The 20,849-nt window shown below is 63.7% G+C and carries 6 protein-coding genes; 3 read left to right on the top strand and 3 right to left on the bottom strand.

Annotated elements, in window-relative coordinates:
• Positions 1-239 precede the first annotated feature (239 nt).
• A complete protein-coding gene (locus tag HAHE_RS01035) occupies positions 240-7,211 on the top strand; it encodes an Ig-like domain-containing protein (RefSeq protein WP_338687771.1) in 6,972 nt (2,323 codons plus the stop codon).
• A 75-nt stretch (positions 7,212-7,286) separates the two neighbouring features.
• Positions 7,287-13,727: an Ig-like domain-containing protein gene (locus HAHE_RS01030; RefSeq protein WP_338687769.1), complete on the top strand. Its 6,441-nt coding sequence runs from the start codon at positions 7,287-7,289 to the stop codon at positions 13,725-13,727.
• A 21-nt stretch (positions 13,728-13,748) separates the two neighbouring features.
• On the opposite strand, the gene HAHE_RS01025 is transcribed toward HAHE_RS01030, so the two are convergent.
• Positions 13,749-14,834, bottom strand: coding sequence for a substrate-binding domain-containing protein (locus tag HAHE_RS01025; RefSeq protein WP_338687766.1), 1,086 nt, complete (start codon positions 14,832-14,834; stop codon positions 13,749-13,751).
• Positions 14,835-14,984: 150 nt separating this feature from the next.
• Here HAHE_RS01025 and HAHE_RS01020 point away from each other — a divergent pair, with 150 nt between their 5' ends.
• Positions 14,985-18,674 carry a choice-of-anchor D domain-containing protein gene (locus HAHE_RS01020; protein ID WP_338687764.1) on the top strand — a complete coding sequence of 1,230 codons (3,690 nt, stop codon included), beginning with the start codon at positions 14,985-14,987 and terminating at the stop codon, positions 18,672-18,674.
• 267 nt (positions 18,675-18,941) lie between these two features.
• On the opposite strand, the gene HAHE_RS01015 is transcribed toward HAHE_RS01020, so the two are convergent.
• Both HAHE_RS01015 and HAHE_RS01010 read right to left on the bottom strand, forming a co-directional pair.
• Entirely contained in the window at positions 18,942-19,985 is a 1,044-nt protein-coding gene (locus tag HAHE_RS01015) for a ThuA domain-containing protein (RefSeq protein WP_338687762.1), read from the bottom strand.
• Between the two features lie 12 nt (positions 19,986-19,997).
• Positions 19,998-20,747, bottom strand: a complete 750-nt coding sequence (locus HAHE_RS01010; protein WP_338687759.1) for an SGNH/GDSL hydrolase family protein — start codon at positions 20,745-20,747, stop codon at positions 19,998-20,000.
• Positions 20,748-20,849 lie beyond the last annotated feature (102 nt).

The following is a 20,849-nucleotide window of genomic DNA, read 5'->3' as shown; positions in this document are numbered from 1 at the left end:
TGAGGTCATCGACGATTCTCACGCCGGCTCCGTTCACGCGGGGCCGGCGTTCTTCTTTTGTTCGGGAAAGATGCACGGGATTGGAAGGTGGATCGTAAATAAGCGTTTAGTCGCCGCATTTCGGAGATTGAATCCACTTTGCTTGTTTTGTCGGGCATCTAGGCTCCGCGTTTACATCGTTAATACTTGGACGAGTGTTGTTGATCCGACACCGCTAGAAAAACCCTTCGAAAAATCCCATGACCACCACTCCATCCGGAGCCTCACGCGGGTTCCTCGGAAGCGTTGCCGCTGTGATCGCGCTGCCGATTCTCGGCTTTGTCCCGACCGTTAGCCCCGGCGCGACCATGTCGGCCAGTTCCACCGCACCGGTCGTCGATGACGAGGATATCGCCAACTACGGTGCCGTCTCGGGGACGGACAAGTGGTTCACCGGCACCAGTGCCGACAGCGCGGCCAAGGGCCAGACCTTCACCACCGGCGGTGCGGCCCTGCGTCTGAAATCGATTTCCTATCAGGTCAGCGACACCCAGAAAGCGGAGCCGACCAAAACCTATGCCATCCGGGTCGGGAAGGTGGCCGGCACCACGTTCGATGTGGTCCATTCAGAGACGGCGACGCAAAGCTTCACTTGGAACTCGGACGAGTTCATGACGTGGACCTTCGACACGCCGGTCCTTCTGGAACCCTTCACGACCTACGGGATCGATGTGGGAATGCTGACCAGCACCTCGGCATGGCAGACCGGCATCCCGTATCTGAAGGTGACGGGTGACGACTTCTCCGGTGGATCGAGGTACACGTCCGGCGTTTCGGGAACGGGTGACACCAGCGTGGGCATCGCCATCAGCGCCGACCGAATCTTCCACCTCGATATCGAGCCGCCGCTCGGACCGGTTTTCGAGTTGGTCTCCGCCAGTCCTGCGGACGACGCCACCGACGCGTTGGCCAGCCGGGAGATCGTGCTCACTTTCAGCCAGGATGTTTCGCCGGGCTCCGGCAACATTCGCATCCGTGACCTGACCACCCCCGGCAGTCCGGTTGAAACTGCCATTCCTGCCAGCGACCCGAGCCTCACTTACGACCAGAACGTGGTCCGCATCGATCCCTCCGGCCTGTTGGATTGGGACAAGGACTACGCGATCCAGATCGATGCAGGCACGATCCTGGGTGACGGTGGAGCGCCGATCGACGCGATCACCGACGACGTCACCTTGAATTTCTCCACGCTGCCCGGCGATCCGCTGTTGGACGCCATCGCCGCGATCAAGGACCACGTTACCGGTGCGGCCACCCTGACCGGACCGGAGATCGCGGCCCAGAAGACGATCATCGACGACCTGCGGCAGCGGTGTGGGGAAAGCACCGCCACCATCGGCGCGGTCTTCGATCTCATCTCGACCTACGACGCGACTTTCGGGCCATTGTTCGTTTCCGGCAGCTTCGTCACGGACTTCAGCCGCAACAATACGAACCCGGCCGACAAGAAGTCGGTCAGCAGCGAGAACGTCCATTGGGTCGTCTACTCGGTCATGCAGCACGCCATGGACGTGATCTACACCGCGCCGGTGCTTGCCGCCCACGAGGCCGAGCTCGATGGCTACAGTTTCGGCAGTCACGCCGACTTCCCCGGTCCCTGTGCGCCGCCCGCCAATCCGGCGAATACCCACAACATTCAGATCGACGGCAGTTTCCCGATCACCTTCGGCCGCAACACCCAAGCGTGGACCAACCCCGCGCGCAAACCTACCGGCACGTATCTCGCTCCCGGCACCATCGCCTCCGTCACCGTGCCCCCGGAATTGGTCAACGCCGGCTACAAGGTGCGTGTCGGCGCCCATTCATGGGATCTCTCCGGTCGGGCCCCGGTGCAACGCCTCGAACGCGAGTCGCGCCTCTATCCGATCGATGCCACCACCATCAAGGTGGCCAATCCCTTCGGTGGCGGCATCTACGTCGAGGTGCCGATCGGAGCCGACGCCGGGGTGGTGACGGTGACCGTCACCGGCGGCGTTCGCTCGCCTTACTTCTCGGCGAAGAGCTTCCACTCGACCACTCCTGCGGAGTGGGATGTCGAACGTACGCACGTCGCGCCTTGGGCCGACTTCCAGTCCGACAAGTTCATGATCCAGGTGCCCACGAAGTGGATCTACAACATGACGGGGACGCAGGCCGTGCAGTTGATGGCCGACTGGGATGCGGCGATGGATGCGATCAACGATCTGATGGGCTTTCCGCGCGATCGGGGGAAGGAGACGATGTACTGCCAGCCCGACGTCATCCTGCGCTCATCGGTCCATGCGCCCGGCTATCCGGCGGTCAACGTGACCACGAACCCCAACTCCGAAGTCAGTCCGCTCGGTTATGCGGGCAGCTACCTCGTTCGTGGCCCCGGTGCCAACCCCACAGCCTCACATGTTGAGTTTCACGAGCAGGGGCATGCCTACGGGTTTCCGAAATTCGGCGGCGAAAGTGAATCGAATGTGAACCTGCTCCAGGCGGCGATGCTGAATCGGGCATTCGGCTACGACATCGATACCTCCCATCGGGGATCGCTCGGCTTCGGCAACACCTACCGCACCTTGGACAACACCGCCGTGGCGTGGATGCTCAGCTTCGCGTTCTCTCCCCGTGAAGTGCCCATGAATTCCGGTGAGAAGTCCTACCAACTCAAGGGGCATGCCAAGTTCATGGACATCGCGCGCCTCTTCGGTTGGGAAGGGCTCGATGACTACTGGCGCTCGTTCATGGAGGATGATGCCAATGGCATTCCCTACGGCACGTCCGACGACGACAAGATGCTGCGCCTCTCGCATCATGTCGGCTACGACATTCGCCCGCTCTTCCACTTCTGGGGCATTCACCCCGCGAATCCCGAGGCGCTTGCCGCAGCGATCGCGGCGGATCCCGCCATCCAACCATCGGTTGCCATTCGAAACCTTCTTCTCGATTACAAGGCGCTGGTTCCCGCCGACAACGCGGCCTTCCAGACATGGGCCTTCAACTGGTGGGGGAAGATCCCCAGCCCGAGCGCCTACTGGACGGAAACCGAGCATGCGCGGCAATGGGACCAGAGCGACTACTACACGGCATGGGGAAGAACCCAGCAGCGCGTTGGCGTGACCATCAACGAGGAATATATCCCGGCCTGTGCCGACGAGGTGCGCGACCGCGTTCAGGAACTGGTCGATCTGTACTACCCCAGCGCGATCACGCCCAACCCGATGACCTTCAAGATCGCGCCAGGTGCGGTGGATGGTGCGACCGTCGGAATGGTCGCCACCACCGCGACCGCGGACGTCGGACCGATCGAGTACTACTTCGAGAATACGACCAACGGAAACTTCCGCGACTGGAGCACCTCGCCGAACTGGGACAACACGGGCCTGACCACGGGCACGCCGTATGATTACCGGGTCAAGGCCCGCGACGGACTGGGCAACGAGACCGACTGGTCGACGGTTGAAACGGGAACCCCGGGAAGTGACGTGACCGCGCCCGCACCGGATCCGATGAGTTTCGCTTCGGCACCGTCAACGGTGGATGAGAGCTCGATCACGATGACCGCGTCGACCGCGCTCGATGTGAACGGGGTGGAGTACTACTTCGAGTGCACATTGGGCGGCGGTAACGACAGCGGTTGGCAGGCGAGTCCGACTTTCACCGACGTTGGCCTGTCGCCGGACACCGAATACGGCTATCGGGTCCAGGCTCGGGACGGGGTAGGCAACCTGACGGGGTGGTCCGATCCCGCGACCGCCAATACCGCCGATATTCCGGACACGACCGCCCCTGAGGTGCTTACCTTCAGTCCCGCCAATGGCAGCACGACATTCGACCCGGCGACCGATCTGGTCGCGGTGTTCGATGAGGATGTCGTGGCATCGACCGGTTTGATCACCATCAAGAACCTGACCGACGCGACCGAGGTGCTGGTGGATATCAGCGATCCCTCGGTCTCGATTGTTGGTGACACCCTGACCATCGATCCGGCGGCGGACCTGATCATCGGCAAGACCTATGCGGTTTGGATCGATGCGGGCTCGGTCGTGGATGCTTCGAGTAATCCGTTCGTCGGGATCGCGGACGACTCCACGTGGAGTTTTTCTGTCGCGACGGCAGATCCGATCGCGGATGCTGGCGGACCTTACGAGCTATCCGTGGGGGAGACGTTGTCACTCGATGGCGGCGCATCCATTCCTTCCAACGGCCAAACGATCACCGCCTACGATTGGGATCTCAACAATGACGGCACCTTTGGTGACGTCACGGGAGCGGCTCCGGCGGCGATCGACTATGCCACTCTTACCGGCACCTACGGCATGTTCGAGGGGCTCAATACGATTCAGCTGAGGGTGACCGACTCGTCCGCGAAGACCTCGGCGGTTTCCACGACCGTTGCCCTCGTTCAGACCGCGACCTACACGGGCCCGAACAGCACGGGTGGCCAGAACACCTGGAACACGGCCGGCAACTGGGACATCGCTGTGGTGCCCGCCGGCTTTGTACGCGCTGTCGTGCCGTCCGGAGCCTATGTGGTGGCGTGGGACGACGCGACACCGGCATATACGGGTAACCTGACGATGGAGTCGAACTCGACGATCCAGATCGGTTGGACGACGAACCGGCCGAACTCGTACAACGCGGTGGGAACTCCGGGCCAGACGACGATCACGATGGGCGACGGTGCGCTGGTCAAGGGTCGGACCCAGACCGACGTCACGGTTCCAGAGATCGAACTGCTGGGCGACGCGACGTTCAGCGCGGGCGAGTCGACCCAGACGCCTGCAAACTTCACCTTCGCCAACCCGATCACCGGCGCGCACCGGTTCACGCTGCGCAGCAACACCTCGACGGGCAACCACAGCTTCGACGCGGCGAACACGTTCAGCGAGTTGGTGGTCGACACGATCCAGGGCCGGGGCGGCAATGCCGGCACGGTGACGGGTTCGGTGGCCGGCGCATTCGGTTCTGGAGTGGTGACCTTGAGTCCGGCGGAGCCAGCAGGGCGTTGCCACCTGCTGGAGTTCGACGTGACCGGTGTGATGGCCGCGACCGGAACTCTCAATATCTTCGGTAATGGCCCGAACGGGACGAGCAACGCGAGCCTGCGGATGGACGCGGACAACACGGTGCAGTTCCTCAACAAGGAGGGCTTCGCCTATCCTGCCGGGACGTACGGCCGTGTGGGATCGCCCGGCGCGCCGGACAACGAGGTGTCGTGGATCGAGGGGGACGCGGTCCTGACGGTGACGGGCGCCCCGGCGGACGTGGTGGTCAATCCGCCGGCGATCACCGATCCGATCTCCGGGATCACGACGAACCTGTATGTGGGCGGCACGGTGCTCTACACGCTGACCTTCGACGAGGTGGTGAACTCGGCGGTGACGGTGGCGGACTTCGAGAACGCGACGGGCGGCGGCGCTACTTTCACCATCGACAGCGTGACGCAGACCGGCGTCAACGAGTTCGAGGTGGTGGCGACGGTGACCGGGACGGGCGACTTCACGCTCGGGGCGGCGGCGAGCGCGAGCTTCGACGACCTTTTCGGCAACACGCTCAACGGTCCGTTCGCCGACGACACGACCTTCACGGTGCTGGCGGGCTCTCCGCCGAACATCACGATGACGGCCAACGCGGGCGGCTCTGACAGCTGGAACACGGGAGCGAACTGGGACTCTGGATTTCCTCCCTTCGGCACGTATCCGGCGACCATCGCCACGGGGATCGCGGCGCAGGTGCAGAACGGATCGACCTTCCCGTATTCCGGAGGGCTGACGATGGAGTCGGGCTCTTCGCTTCGGATCAACAGCGTGTCGGGTTCGGAGAACGCGCTGGGCACGGGGACGATCGGAATGGAGGACGCGACGATCCAGGACGAGACGGGCTACACGACGACCTACCCAGCGCTGGACCTGACGGGCGCCAACGAGGTCCGCTCGCAGAGCAACACGACGCACGGGCGTACCCGGCTGTTCTCGGGTCCGATCACCGGCGGCGGCTCGCTGTCGTTCCTTGTGGACAACCGCGCGATCCTGCGTTTCGCCCAGTCCAACAGCTTCACGGGCGGCTTGGTGTTCAACGCCGAGGACCGCCATCTGGTGGAATTCGAGGCCGCGGGATCGGCGGGAGCCGGAGACGTGACGGTGAACCCGCGCAGCAATGCGGACAACCGGGGAGCGATCCTGAAGCTCGAGGCGAGCGACGTGTTCGCCGACAGCGCGACGCTGACGCTCGACAGCCAGGGCAACGCGAACAGCGGATGGCCGAGCGGGACCTACAACGGGATCCTACTGGAGATGGGCAACAACACCGACACGATCCAGCAACTGGTGGTGGCGACGGTGGCGCAGCCCGCGGGCACCTACGGCCGGACGGGTCTGGGCGGAGTGGACTTCGAAGTGCCGTGGATCCTCGGCGACGGCGTGCTGACGGTGACCGGAGTGGGAGGCGGCGCGCCTGAAATCGCCGTCGAGCAACCGGCGCTGACCGAGATCGCCAGCGGCGGCTCACAGGACTTCGGCACGGTGACGCTGGGAGGCAACGCCCCGCTGACCTTCACGATCCGCAACAGCGGTTCGGCCGCACTGGACCTGACGGGAGCACCCCTGGTGGATGTGACCGGAACGGACGCGGCGGACTTCACGGTGACGGCGGTGCCGGTCACGCCGGTGGCGTCGGCAGGCGGCACGACGACGTTCACGATCCAGTTCGCGCCAGCGACGGCCGGAGCGAAGAGCGCGGCGCTGTCGATCGCCAACAACGACGGCGACGAGAATCCGTATGTGATCAACCTGACGGGCACCGGGCAGACGCCGTATGCGGCGTGGTCGGGAGGCGCGTTGTTCGAAGATGATGCCAACGGCGACGGGGTCGACAACGGCTTGGCCTTCGCACTCGGAGCGTCGGACGTGAATGCCAACGCGCTCGGATTGCTGCCGGCGGTGGCCACCGAGCCGGGTTTCCTGACCCTCACCTTCGAGCGTCTCGACGGCATTGCGCCTGTGGTGCTGAGCGTCGACTACGGAGGCGACCTTGCGCTGTCGAACAGCGACGTGATTCCGCTGACGAGCCAGACGCTCGGAAGCGGGGTGGAAGTGGTCGTGGTCGACGGCAGCCCGACGGACACGGTGACGGTGAAGATCCCCGACAGCTTCGCGTCTGGAAACGGCACCCTGTTCGGACGCCTCAGTGCGACTGATGCTCCCTAACGGTCCGGTGCTGCCGAATTTCATGCGCCCCTCACGTCCGGGTTTGGGCGTGTCGAAAACTTACCCAACCGATTCATGAGAAAATCCCGAATTGCCGGTCCGAGCATCGCGATGATGGTCACGCTCGGACTTTCAGTCTCCCTCGATGCACAGACCGCCACCTACATTGGTAGCAACAGCCTCGGCGGGACGGATACTTGGAACACTCCTTCGAACTGGGACACTTCCGCGATTCCGACCGGGACCACTGACGTGGTGATTTCCGCAGGTGGTGGTGTCGTGGCTTGGAGTGACGACACTCCGGTTCATTCGGGAGACCTTTCGCTCGGAACCGGAGCGACCCTGCAGATGGGTTGGACGACGGGGAGGCCGGCATCATTCAACGCCTTGGGAACGCCGGGCACGACTGTGATCACGATGGCCGCCGGCTCGCTCATCCGCTCCCGTACCGGAAGCAGCTTCGTCCTTCCGGAAGTGGTGTTGACCGGCGATGCGTCCGTGAGACTGGGTGAATCGACCCAGGTGCCGTCTCAGGGTGTTTTCAATTACCCGGTCAGCGGTCCGCATGCTTTCTCGATCGAGACCAACGCAGCGGGCGGCGGGATCGAACTCAATGCGGCGAACGGCTTCTCCGCTCTCACCATCACGGGCATTTTCGGTCGCGGTCAGGCAATGCCCGATGCCGAAGCGAATGTTGCGGGATGCTTGGGAACAGGGGACGTTACTCTCGTGGGGGATTCGTCGGACGACCGGAGCCCCCAACTCCGCTTCAACGATGCCAATGCGATGTCGATTACCGGCCGCTTGCATCTGGATGGGGGCGGGCCGAGCGGGAATGGAAACAACCGGATCTATCTGGGCACGGACGTGACCATCGGCGGTCTCACGCTCGATGGAGTCGAGCAGCCGGCCGGAACGTACACGAGCAGCCAGTCATGGATCGAGGGGCCGGGCACGCTGACCGTCCTCTTCATCAGCCCGAACAATCCCGCTCCTGCCTTCGGAGCGGTGGTGCCGTTGGGGGATGTCGACCTGACATGGTCCAATCTGGCTCCATCGGTAGGATCCGACGTCTGGGTGGATGTCTGGTTCGGTACGGATCCGGGTTCGCTCGCCCAAGTGGCTTCGAACCAGCTGAACCTCGAAACATTCACCGTCAGCGCTCCAGCGGCGGATAGCTACTACTGGCGTGTCGATTCCCATCTCGACGGCACCGACACCGGTACACCCGAGACGGGAGCGGTTTACGACTTCGTGGTCAACGATACCGATGCCGATGGCTTGCCGGACGACTGGGAGGAACTTTACACGAGTCCTCCATCAACCACGGCTCTCAATCCGGGTGACGACCTGGAGAATGGCGGAGCCGGGGATGGTTTGACCAATCTTGAAGAGTATCTGGCAGGCACGGATCCGACCGATCCGGATTCGGACGACGACGGCCTTCTCGATGGTGAGGAAACGAATACCGGAGTATGGGTGAGTGCTGCGGATACGGGCACCGATCCGCTGGACGACGATACCGACGGCGACGGTCTGCTCGATGGGGATGAGTCGAATACCGGAACGTGGATCAGCAGTTCGAGTACCGGCACGGATCCGCTCGACATCGATACCGACCAAGACGCGCTGTCGGATGGCGTGGAAACGAATACCGGGAGTTACGTGAGTCCGACCGACACCGGCACCCATCCGCTTCTGGCGGACACCGATGCCGACGGGGCGGGGGACTGGTATGAGCTCACCGCGTCCTTCACCGATCCGTTCCTGCCGGGAGATAAGCCGAACATTCCCTACCCGCTGCCTGCTCCTGACGGATCTACCGGCGTCACGACCAAGCCGGTGAAGGTCTTCATCATGTCCGGCCAGTCCAACATGGTTGGCTTCGCCCAGGTCTTCGGTACGGCACCCGGCACGCTGGCCACCATCACGGGTGAGAACAAATTTCCGAATCTCGCGGCAGCGGGAGGTGGGTTCACAACGCGCAACGACGTCAAATACCGTGGCGTGATTTCGGCCATCGGCGACGGTCCCCTCGAGCCGAAGTTCGGTGCCGGTGGCGGATCTTTCGGTCCGGAGCTCGGTTTCGGACATGTGATGGGTTGGTACTTCGACGAGCCCGTCCTTCTCATCAAGTCGTCGATCGGCAACCGTAGTCTTGGTTGGGACTGTCTTCCTCCGGGGAGTCCCCAGTATGAAGTCGGCGGCACAACCTATGCAGGTTACGGGGATTCTCCGTCGTCGTGGCCGACCGGTTCCACCCCGGTGCCGATCAACTGGTATGCCGGGAAACAGTATGACGACTACTTCCTCGACGAGGCCGATCACGCGCCGGCGGGTGGCAGTGCGGTTACCAACGTGGTCGACATTCTCGACGACTTCGCGGTCGAGTATCCCGAATATGCCTCTCAGGGCTTCGAGATCGCCGGTTACGTATGGTGGCAGGGCCACAAGGACGGAGGTCAGTCCGGGTCGGGGACGGCGGGAGTCTATGCGACGCGCTACGAGGACAACCTCGTCCAGTTCATCAACGAACTCCGCAGCTACTACGAAACCCGTTATCCGGCGAATACCGTGCCGAGCGCTCCGTTTGTGGTGGCTTCGGTCGGGTTTGATGGCGGCGGATGGAGTCCCGGCAGCAGCGGCGATGCGATCTTCAATGCACAGATGGCGGTGGGCGACCCGGTCCAGCATCCGGCGTTCGCAGGTACGGTCGCCTCGGTCGACACCACTCCGTACTGGCGGGACGTGTCGATCTCGCCGAGCGGCGAGGGGTTCCACTACAACTGGAATGCCGAAACCTACATGCTGGTCGGTGACGCGGTCGGTCGAGCAATGATCGATCTTCAGGACGACGTCTCGCCGCCGGCCCCGAATCCTCCGACTTTTGAGATCGCTCCGACGGCGGTTGTGTCGGGAACGATCGGGATGGTCGCTACCGTGGCCTTCGATCCCTCCGGTCCGGTTGAGTATTTCTTCGAGAACACGACGAACAGCGACAACAGCGGTTGGGTCACAGACAATTTCTGGGACAACAGCGGGCTGACCGACGGAGTCACCTACGACTATCAGTTCAAGATGCGGGATGCGCTGGGCAACGAGGGCGATTGGTCGGCGGTGTCGAGTGCGGTTGCCGGCAGCGATGTCACCCCGCCGACTCCGGATCCGATGAGTTTCGCGTCGCTGCCCACCGCGCTGGGTGAAACATCGATCACCATGACGGCCAGCGCTGCCACCGACATCAATGATGTCGAATACGAGTTTGTTTGCACGGTGGGTGGCGGTCCGGGCAGCGGCTGGCAGGACAGCCCGACCTTCACGCCGACAGGCCTGACCGCCGGAACGGAATACACCTACGAGGTGCGGGCAAGGGACAAGAGCGCGGGTCAGAACGCCACCGGCTTTTCGCCGCCGGCTTCGGCGACGACCGATTCGCCCGACCTTGCCGCGCCGACACCGAGTCCGATGGAGTTCGCTACACCACCGACCTCGACGGGAGAAACCTCGATTGCGATGACGGCGGTCGTGGCGTCGGACCCGAGCGGGGTGGAATACCGGTTCAACAACCTGACGGCTGGCACCAACAGCGGATGGCAGGACGGCGAGAGTTTCGAGGACACCGGCCTGACGCCGGGCACCGAGTATACCTACACCGTCGAGGCGCGCGACAAGAGTCCGGCTCAGAATGTCGGTAGTGCATCGGCTCCGGCGGCGGCGACAACGGATGTTCCCGACACAACCGCTCCGGTTGTTGTTTCCCTCGATCCGGTCAATGGGGCGTCCACGGTCTCGGTTTCGGCAAGCCTCGTGATTACCTTTGACGAAGATGTTAAAGCTGGCACCGGCAACGTGACGATCACCGAACTTGGAGGTTCCGTGTTCGAGACGATTCCGATCGGAAACGCTGGGTTTGCCGGCAGCAGTGTGACCATCAATCCGAGTTCCGACCTGACGGGCGGTGTCGACTACTACGTCGAGATCGACGCTGGTTCGATTCTTGACCTTGTCGATAATCCGTTCGGCGGAATCAGCGGAGGCGCGACCTGGGCGTTCACGACCTCGGTTCCGGGTGCGTTGGCGACCTACGTCGGCCCGAACAGCACGGGTGGCCAGAACACCTGGAATACGGCGGGCAACTGGGACATTGCTGCGGTGCCCGCCGGCACGGTGGGTGCGATCGTGCCCTCCGGAGCCTATGTGGTGGCTTGGGATGACGCCACACCGGCGTATACGGGCGACCTGACGATGGAGTCGAACTCGACCATCCAGATCGGTTGGACGACGAACCGGCCGAACTCGTACAACGCGCTGGGCACTGCGGGCCAGACGACGATCACGATGGGCGCAGGCGCGCTGGTCAAGGGCCGGACCCAGACCAACGTCACGGTCCCGGAGGTAGAACTGCTCGGCGACGCGACGTTCAGCGCGGGCGAGTCGACCCAGACTCCTGCGAACTTCACCTTCGCCAACCCGATTACCGGAGCCCACCAGTTCACGCTTCAGTCGAACACCTCGACGGGCAACCACAGCTTCGGGGCGGCAAACACATTCGATGGTCTGGTGGTGAGCACGATCGCCGGCCGGGGCGGCAACGCGGGCACGGTGACCGGTTCGGTGGCCGGGGCATTCGGTGTGGGTGACGTGACGCTGAGCCCGGTCAACTCGACGGACCGCCGGATGCACAAGCTCGAGTTCGACGCGAGCGGTGCGATCGCGGCCACTGCGACGCTGAACATTTTCGGCGAAGGCCCGAACGGGACGAGCAACGCGAGCCTGCGGATGGACGCGGACAACACGGTGCAGTTCCTCAACAAGGAGGGCTTCGCCTATCCTGCCGGGACGTACGGCCGTGTGGGATCTCCCGGCGCGCCGGACAACGAGGTGTCGTGGATCGAGGGGGACGCGGTCCTGACGGTGACGGGCGCTCCGGCGGACGTGGTGGTCAATCCGCCGGCGATCACCGATCCGATCTCCGGGATCACGACGAACCTGTATGTGGGCGGCACGGTGCTCTACACGCTGACCTTCGACGAGGTGGTGAACTCGGCGGTGACGGTGGCGGACTTCGAGAACGCGACGGGCGGCGGCGCGCCGTTCACGATCGACAGCGTGACGCAGACCGACGTCAACGAGTTCGAGGTGGTGGCGACGGTGACCGGGACGGGCGACTTCACGCTCGGAGCGGCGGCGAGCGCGAGCTTCGACGACCTTTTCGGCAACACGCTCAACGGTCCGTTCGCCGACGACACGACCTTCACGGTGCTGGCGGGCTCTCCGCCGAATATCACGATGACGGCCGACGCGGGCGGCTCGGACAGCTGGAACACGGGAGCGAACTGGGACTCTGGATTTCCGCCCTTCGGCACGTATCCGGCGACCATCGCCACCGGGATCGCGGCGCAGGTGCAGAACGGATCGACCTTCCCGTATTCCGGCGGGCTGACGATGGAATCGGGCTCTTCGCTGCGGATCAACAACGTGTCAGGCTCTGAGAACGCGCTGGGCACGGGGACGATCGGAATGGAGGACGCGACGATCCAGGACGAGACGCAGTATACGACGACCTACCCTGGGCTGGACCTGACGGGGACCAACGAGTTCCGCTCGCAGAGCAACGCGACGCACGGACGGACCCGGCTTTTCTCCGGTCCGATCACCGGCACGGGGAGCATGGTGCACCTGAAGGACAACCGGGCGATCGTGCGCTTCACGCAGGCCAACAGCTTCAGCGGCGGCTTGGTGTTCGATGCCGAAGACCGATATCTGGTGGAATTCGAGGCCGCGGGATCGGCGGGAGCCGGAGACGTGACGGTGAACCCGCGCAGCAACGCGGACGACCGGGGAGCGATCCTGAAGCTCGAGGCGAGCGACGTGTTCGCCGACAGCGCGACGCTGACGCTCGACAGCCAGGGCAACGCGAACAGCGGATGGCCGAGCGGGACCTACAACGGGATCCTACTGGAGATGGGCAACAACACCGACACGATCCAGCAACTGGTGGTGGCGACGGTGGCGCAGCCCGCGGGCACCTACGGCCGGACGGGTCTGGGCGGAGTGGACTTCGAAGTGCCGTGGATCCTTGGCGACGGTGTGCTGACGGTGACCGGAGTGGGAGGCGTCACGCCCTACGCCAGTTGGTCCGGCGGTGCCGCTTTTGACGACGACGCGAATGGCGACGGCGTTGAGAATGGCCTCGCCTTCGTGCTTGGTGCGGCGAACCCGAATGTGAATGCCCTTGGTCTCCTTCCGGTGATCGGAAGCGAACCGGGTTTTCTGACACTCACGTTCGAGCGTCTCGATGGCATCGCACCTGTGGTGTTGAGTGTCGAATACAGCGGAGACCTGTCGTTCTCGAACAGCGACCTGATTCCGCTGACGAGGCAGACCCTGCCCAGCGGGGTGGTTGTCGAAGTGGTCGACGGCAGCCCGACGGACACGGTGACGGTGAAGATCCCCGACAGCTTCGAGTCGGGCAGCGGCACCCTCTTCGCACGTCTCAGCGCGGCCGAGAACTGAGGCAACTCAATGGCAAATGATTCAACGCGCACCTGCCCGACCGGGGGCGGGTGCGATGGTTCCTCCTTCGACCAGAGTGGCGCGAATCAAGGATTGCCGCAGGTCCCGTCGGCGTTTGCTGACGTTGGCGGCCCATCTCACGACGCGGCGAACCAAGGGGCGGGTATCCCAGTGGATGTGAGCGATTCTCGGTTGGCACCAATCAAAGACGGGTGACGAGTCGGTGCAGACCAGCGAAACGTCCCGGGGGACCGCTAGGCCTTGTTTGAGAAGAAACTGCTGGGTCGATAGGTAGAGCTCGACCGTGTCGACGATGATTGCGGTCGGCGGGCTGACCGCGAACAAGGAGTTGAGCACTCGCTGAAAGTCTTCCGGGTGGTCCTCCCATGATGGGAGGTTGTAGTCACCACCTGCGATTCCCATCTCTTCAAGGCTTTCAAGGAATGCGGTTTCCGAGGCCCCGGGTACGGGCAAGCGCCTATCCGTGCGTGTTAGAAGCACGATCCGGACGTGGCCGAGTCCAGCCAGACGGCTGACGGCCTTTCGCATCGCGCCGGTCTTGTCCGGCCCCGCTCCCGCGATGGGGAGTCCGCGGCGCCTGCCGAAGACGCAGAAGGTGGGAAAGGGGCGGCGGCTGAACCAGCTGATCACATCTCTGGACCCGGCGCCGACAATCCAGGCGTCGGCTTGGGTGCGGGCCACGAGTTGTGCAACCCGCGATGCATTCATCGCGAGGTGTTGGAGGGTTTCACGAGTGACGAGAACACGGTGCCCCGCCTCTTCGAGTCGGTGTCGCATCTCGACCACATAACTTTCGCCCTTCGATGCCTCGTCAAACTCGAGCATGGCCAATCGTATCGAACGGCCTCCATCATCGCGCTTTTCGGTGTCGATAATCTTCCGCCGCCTTCCCGTCCCTTGGGAGGCGATAAGTCCTTCCCGCTCGAGAATCCGGAGGCCGGCTTCGAGCGTGTTGCGATTGACTCCGGTTTCTTGCTCCAGGGTGATGACGCCCGGCATGACCGGCCCGATCCTGCCCTCTTGAATCTCATCGCGCAGATGGTTTGCGGCCTGTTCGGCGGCGGTAAGGATATGAATTTTCCGCATTTCTGAAAGCTACTGGAAATTAGGATGGTTGATAGCGAATTTTCCCTTCTGTGGAGATTGTCTCAAGGTGTGCCAATGGATTGGATCGACCTTGCTACTCCGCGCTCTTGCCTGTTCCCCGGCAAGTCGCGTTCGAAAACCCGAGACGTTATGAAAACCAATCCTACCTACCCCCTGGTGGCGTTTGCCGCCCTCGGTCTGAGTGCTCCCGTGTGGAGTCAGACATCGGTGCCGATCACCAATGCCGGATTTGAAGATCCCGTGTTGGCCGACAGCAACTCCGCTTCCCCCGTGCCGGGTTGGACCGATATCGCGAACGGCGCGACCGTGTTCAATCCGAGCGCAACCCAGTTCTCTTCCGGTGCCGCGGAAGGGGACAACGTGGCTTCGGTCTTCGAAGGCTCGGCCGGCGACGGCCTCTCCCAGGTGCTTGCCGGTGCGACGGGGCTTTTCCAAGCGGACGCAAGCTACACTCTGACGGTTGAAGTCGGAGATCCGGCGGATGCGGATTTTGATGGCTACACGGTGCAGTTGCTGGCCAACGGCACTTTGCTTGCTGAAGACGACAACACCCAGGCACCGGTGGATGACGGCTTCGTGACCTCGACCGTGAACTATGTCTACAACGCAGGTCTTCACAGCGGACTGGTGGGAGAGGCGCTTGAGATCCGGTTGTTGAGCAAGGCGCTGGGTGCGGGAACAAGTGACGTGAACTTCGATGATGTCCAACTGAGTGTGACGCTCGCCGAGCCCATCGCTGACACAGGTGGTCCCTACGCGGTCGAGATTCCGGGTGGTTCGCTTTCTCTGGATGGAAGCAATTCACTACCGTCCGACGGTCAGACGATCACGACCTACGACTGGGACGTCGACAACGACACGGTCTTCGACATCACGGGTGTGACCCCGGCGTCGATCGATTACGCCACCCTTACCGGCGTGTACGGAATGGTCGAGGGCGAGAATACGATCCAGCTGCGGGTGACCGATTCGCTCGGCAAGACGTCGACGACGGCTGGCAGCGTCACCTTGTTCGAGCCGGTTCTGACCTACACGGGCCCGAACAGCACGGGGGGCCAGAACACCTGGAACACGGCCGGCAACTGGGACGGCACCCAGGTGCCGAACGGTTCGTTCAATGTTTTGATTCCCTCCGGAGCCTACGTGGTGGCGTGGGACGACGCCACGCCAGCATATACGGGCGACCTGACGATGGAGTCGAACTCGACGCTCCAGATCGGTTGGACGACCAACCGGCCGAACTCGTACAACGCGCTGGGCACCCCGGGCCAGACGACGATCACGATGGGCGACGGTGCGCTGGTAAAGGGCCGGACCCAGACCAACGTCACGGTCCCGGAGGTAGAACTGCTCGGCGACGCGACGTTCAGCGCGGGCGAGTCGACCCAGACTCCTGCGAACTTCACCTTCGCCAACCCGATTACCGGAGCCCACCAGTTCACGCTTCAGTCGAACACCTCGACGGGCAACCACAGCTTCGGGGCGGCAAACACATTCGATGGTCTGGTGGTGAGCACGATCGCCGGCCGGGGCGGCAACGCGGGCACGGTGACCGGTTCGGTGGCCGGGGCATTCGGTGTGGGTGACGTGACGCTGAGCCCGGTCAACTCGACGGACCGCCGGATGCACAAGCTCGAGTTCGACGCGAGCGGTGCGATCGCGGCCACTGCGACGCTGAACATTTTCGGCGAAGGCCCGAACGGGACGAGCAACGCGAGCCTGCGGATGGACGCGGACAACACGGTGCAGTTCCTCAACAAGGAGGGCTTCGCCTATCCTGCCGGGACGTACGGCCGTGTGGGATCTCCCGGCGCGCCGGACAACGAGGTGTCGTGGATCGAGGGGGACGCGGTCCTGACGGTGACGGGCGCTCCGGCGGACGTGGTGGTCAATCCGCCGGCGATCACCGATCCGATCTCCGGGATCACGACGAACCTGTATGTGGGCGGCACGGTGCTCTACACGCTGACCTTCGACGAGGTGGTGAACTCGGCGGTGACGGTGGCGGACTTCGAGAACGCGACGGGCGGCGGCGCGCCGTTCACGATCGACAGCGTGACGCAGACCGACGTCAACGAGTTCGAGGTGGTGGCGACGGTGACCGGGACGGGCGACTTCACGCTCGGAGCGGCGGCGAGCGCGAGCTTCGACGACCTTTTCGGCAACACGCTCAACGGTCCGTTCGCCGACGACACGACCTTCACGGTGCTGGCGGGCTCTCCGCCGAATATCACGATGACGGCCGACGCGGGCGGCTCGGACAGCTGGAACACGGGAGCGAACTGGGACTCTGGATTTCCGCCCTTCGGCACGTATCCGGCGACCATCGCCACCGGGATCGCGGCGCAGGTGCAGAACGGATCGACCTTCCCGTATTCCGGCGGGCTGACGATGGAATCGGGCTCTTCGCTGCGGATCAACAACGTGTCAGGCTCTGAGAACGCGCTGGGCACGGGGACGATCGGAATGGAGGACGCGACGATCCAGGACGAGACGCAGTATACGACGACCTACCCTGGGCTGGACCTGACGGGGACCAACGAGTTCCGCTCGCAGAGCAACGCGACGCACGGACGGACCCGGCTTTTCTCCGGTCCGATCACCGGCACGGGGAGCATGGTGCACCTGAAGGACAACCGGGCGATCGTGCGCTTCACGCAGGCCAACAGCTTCAGCGGCGGCTTGGTGTTCGATGCCGAAGACCGATATCTGGTGGAATTCGAGGCCGCGGGATCGGCGGGAGCCGGAGACGTGACGGTGAACCCGCGCAGCAACGCGGACGACCGGGGAGCGATCCTGAAGCTCGAGGCGAGCGACGTGTTCGCCGACAGCGCGACGCTGACGCTCGACAGCCAGGGCAACGCGAACAGCGGATGGCCGAGCGGGACCTACAACGGGATCCTACTGGAGATGGGCAACAACACCGACACGATCCAGCAACTGGTGGTGGCGACGGTGGCGCAGCCCGCGGGCACCTACGGCCGGACGGGTCTGGGCGGAGTGGACTTCGAAGTGCCGTGGATCCTCGGCGACGGCGTGCTGACGGTGACCGGAGTGGGAGGCGGCGCGCCTGAAATCGCCGTCGAGCAACCGGCGCTGACCGAGATCGCCAGCGGCGGCTCACAGGACTTCGGCACGGTGACGCTGGGAGGCAACGCCCCGCTGACCTTCACGATCCGCAACAGCGGTTCGGCCGCACTGGACCTGACGGGAGCACCCCTGGTGGATGTGACCGGAACGGACGCGGCGGACTTCACGGTGACGGCGGTGCCGGTCACGCCGGTGGCGTCGGCAGGCGGCACGACGACGTTCACGATCCAGTTCGCGCCAGCGACGGCCGGAGCGAAGAGCGCGGCGCTGTCGATCGCCAACAACGACGGCGACGAGAATCCGTATGTGATCAACCTGACGGGCACCGGGCAGACGCCGTATGCGGCGTGGTCGGGAGGCGCGTTGTTCGAAGATGATGCCAACGGCGACGGGGTCGACAACGGCTTGGCCTTCGCACTCGGAGCGTCGGACGTGAATGCCAACGCGCTCGGATTGCTGCCGGCGGTGGCCACCGAGCCGGGTTTCCTGACCCTCACCTTCGAGCGTCTCGACGGCATTGCGCCTGTGGTGCTGAGCGTCGACTACGGAGGCGACCTTTCGCTGTCGAACAGCGACGTGATTCCGCTGACGAGCCAGACGCTCGGAAGCGGGGTGGAAGTGGTCGTTGTTGACGGCAGCCCGACGGACACGGTGACGGTGAAAATTCCCGACAGCTTCGCGTCGGGCAGCGGCACCCTGTTCGGACGTCTCAGCGCGGCCGAGAACTGATCCGTTCCAATCGATTCCCACGCCGGCTCCGCTACAGCGGGGCCGGCGTTTTTTCTTTAGACCACTTGCCAGAAGTCCTTGCCGAAGCGGGATAGTCTTTTGGTTGGAACGAAAGCCGCTTCGCGGATCGGTTCTCGGGGTTCCGGCCTGCGGGAGCCATTGCCAGCGTTGCTCGTCGGCTGTGGATCTTGATCCACGTCCTTCCTCGCGCCTTGGTCTTGGCTCCCGCAGGCTCGGCCGTTTCGGCAACTACTTGCGGCAAACGGTCTACCGGTAGTGGGAAGCCGGATGCGGTTTCACTCCCAGCTTCTCGTAGGCGAACCCGCTATCGAGCGGCTCATACTTTCCGACGTAGTCGACGCTGCTGTCCGGGGTGATTTGGTCTTCCATCTCAAGACCCCAGTAAACGCCGTTGACCACGAGTCGGCGAAGTCCCGGATTTCTGAGGTCCTTGGCGCTGCCCATGGTCGAGTGGAGGACCCGTGCCTCCTTGTCATTGCTGGTCTTCCAGTTCTTGAACCAAACGACCGGCAAGGGCTCCTTGTCAGGGTTGTCGGCGCCGCCCTGCTCGCGGCCGATCAGCGGTTGGCCGTGGACGAGGGCGGTGCAGCCCTCCGGCAGGCCTTCGCCTTCCTTGAACGTGCGGTAGACGTCGGTCGTTCCCCAGATGTCCTTCACCCCGGTGAGGATGGGGTGGTCCTTCATCGCAGGAACGATGTCGCCACGGGTCGAGTCGCGGCTCCAGTTGCCATGGTGGCTCATGAAAGCGCCGCCGACGATTTCGCCGAAGCCGACTTTCTTGCCGTCGATCTCGTAGGGGAGCTTGCCGCGGAATCCGTGATTGGCCGTGCGCAGCGCGATGAAGGGCTTGCCCGAGTCGAGGTAGTCGACGATGGGCTTCATCTCATCGTCCGGGAGGGTCAGCAGCCGGTGGAAGAAGATCACAAGATCGGCCTTCGCGAGGTGCTCGATGCCGGGAATGTGGTGCTCTTTGAATTCCGACTCCTTTCCCTTCTCCGGATAGACCGGAAGGGTGGGGTCGACGAGGCCGTCCTCATTCACTCCGAAGAGCACCGTGCAGTGGAAGCCATGGTGCTTCGAGAGGACCCCGGCGAGCATCGGCATGGCCTGCTCGCTGCGGTATTCCTGGTCGGCTGCGATGAGCACCACGTGCTTGCCCGCGCCCGGGCCGTCGCCTCCCGGATAGGTCAGCCATTGCTCACCATCGGGAACCGGGTGGGGATCCGCGCCAAAAGCCATACCAGCGGTGACGATCGGGGCGAGGACTCGAAGGGGTGGGGTGATTCTCATGGGACACCGAGGTCAGATGCCGACGGCTTTCCGCCATGTACGCGCCATGAGGGCGTGGCCGGCCACCGACGGGTGCACGCCGTCACCTGCCCAGAAATCGGGAGTGGTTCCGGCCGCGACGGCGTCATCGAAGGCTTCCTGGAACGGAACCCAGATGGCGCCCGCGCCCTTGGCAACCTCCTTCGCGAATGCCTTTCGTTCGTCGAACTCGGGGAACCAGCTGTCTTTCACCGCGCCGCAGCGCAGCGCGAATGGCTCGCAGATCGCGAGGGTCACATCGGGTAGCGCCTTCTTCGTGCGCTCGAGCAGGGCAGCGAATCCGTCGCGGTAGGTTTCCGGCGTGCCGTCGTAGCGACCGTTCATCTTGTGCCAGATGTCATTCACGCCGATCAGGATGCTGAGCACCGCGGGCTTGAGGTTGATCGTGTCCTCCTGCCAACGCTTGTCGAGGTCCGGCACCTTGTGGCCGGAGATGCCCCGGTTGTAGGTCTTGAGTTCGAGTTCCCTGTGGTCGACGAGGAGCTCGCCGGCGATGATCGCGGCGTATCCGCGGCCGAGGGCGGAACCGTTGTTCGGCTCCGCCTGCGTCTTGCGGTTCCGACCCGCGTCGGTGATCGAGTCTCCTTGGAAGAGAACCACGTCGCCCTTCTTCAGGGTGACCGTCGAGGCGTCGGAATCGGAGGCTGCATCGGCGGTGGCGGACAGGCTGCCGGTGGTGGCTGCGATGGCGGCGGATGAGCGGAGGAATTGGCGTCGTTTCACAACCTACAAGTGAGGGGAACCGCGAGCCCCCGCAAGCCCGGAACGGCCGGGAAATTCCGGGGTTCGGGATGGCTTCCAGACCCCGGCTCACGGATGGCGCGA

This window comes from Haloferula helveola (genome assembly GCF_037076345.1).
GTDB lineage: Bacteria > Verrucomicrobiota > Verrucomicrobiia > Verrucomicrobiales > Akkermansiaceae > Haloferula > Haloferula helveola.
This window is presented reverse-complemented; position numbering and strand designations above follow the sequence as displayed.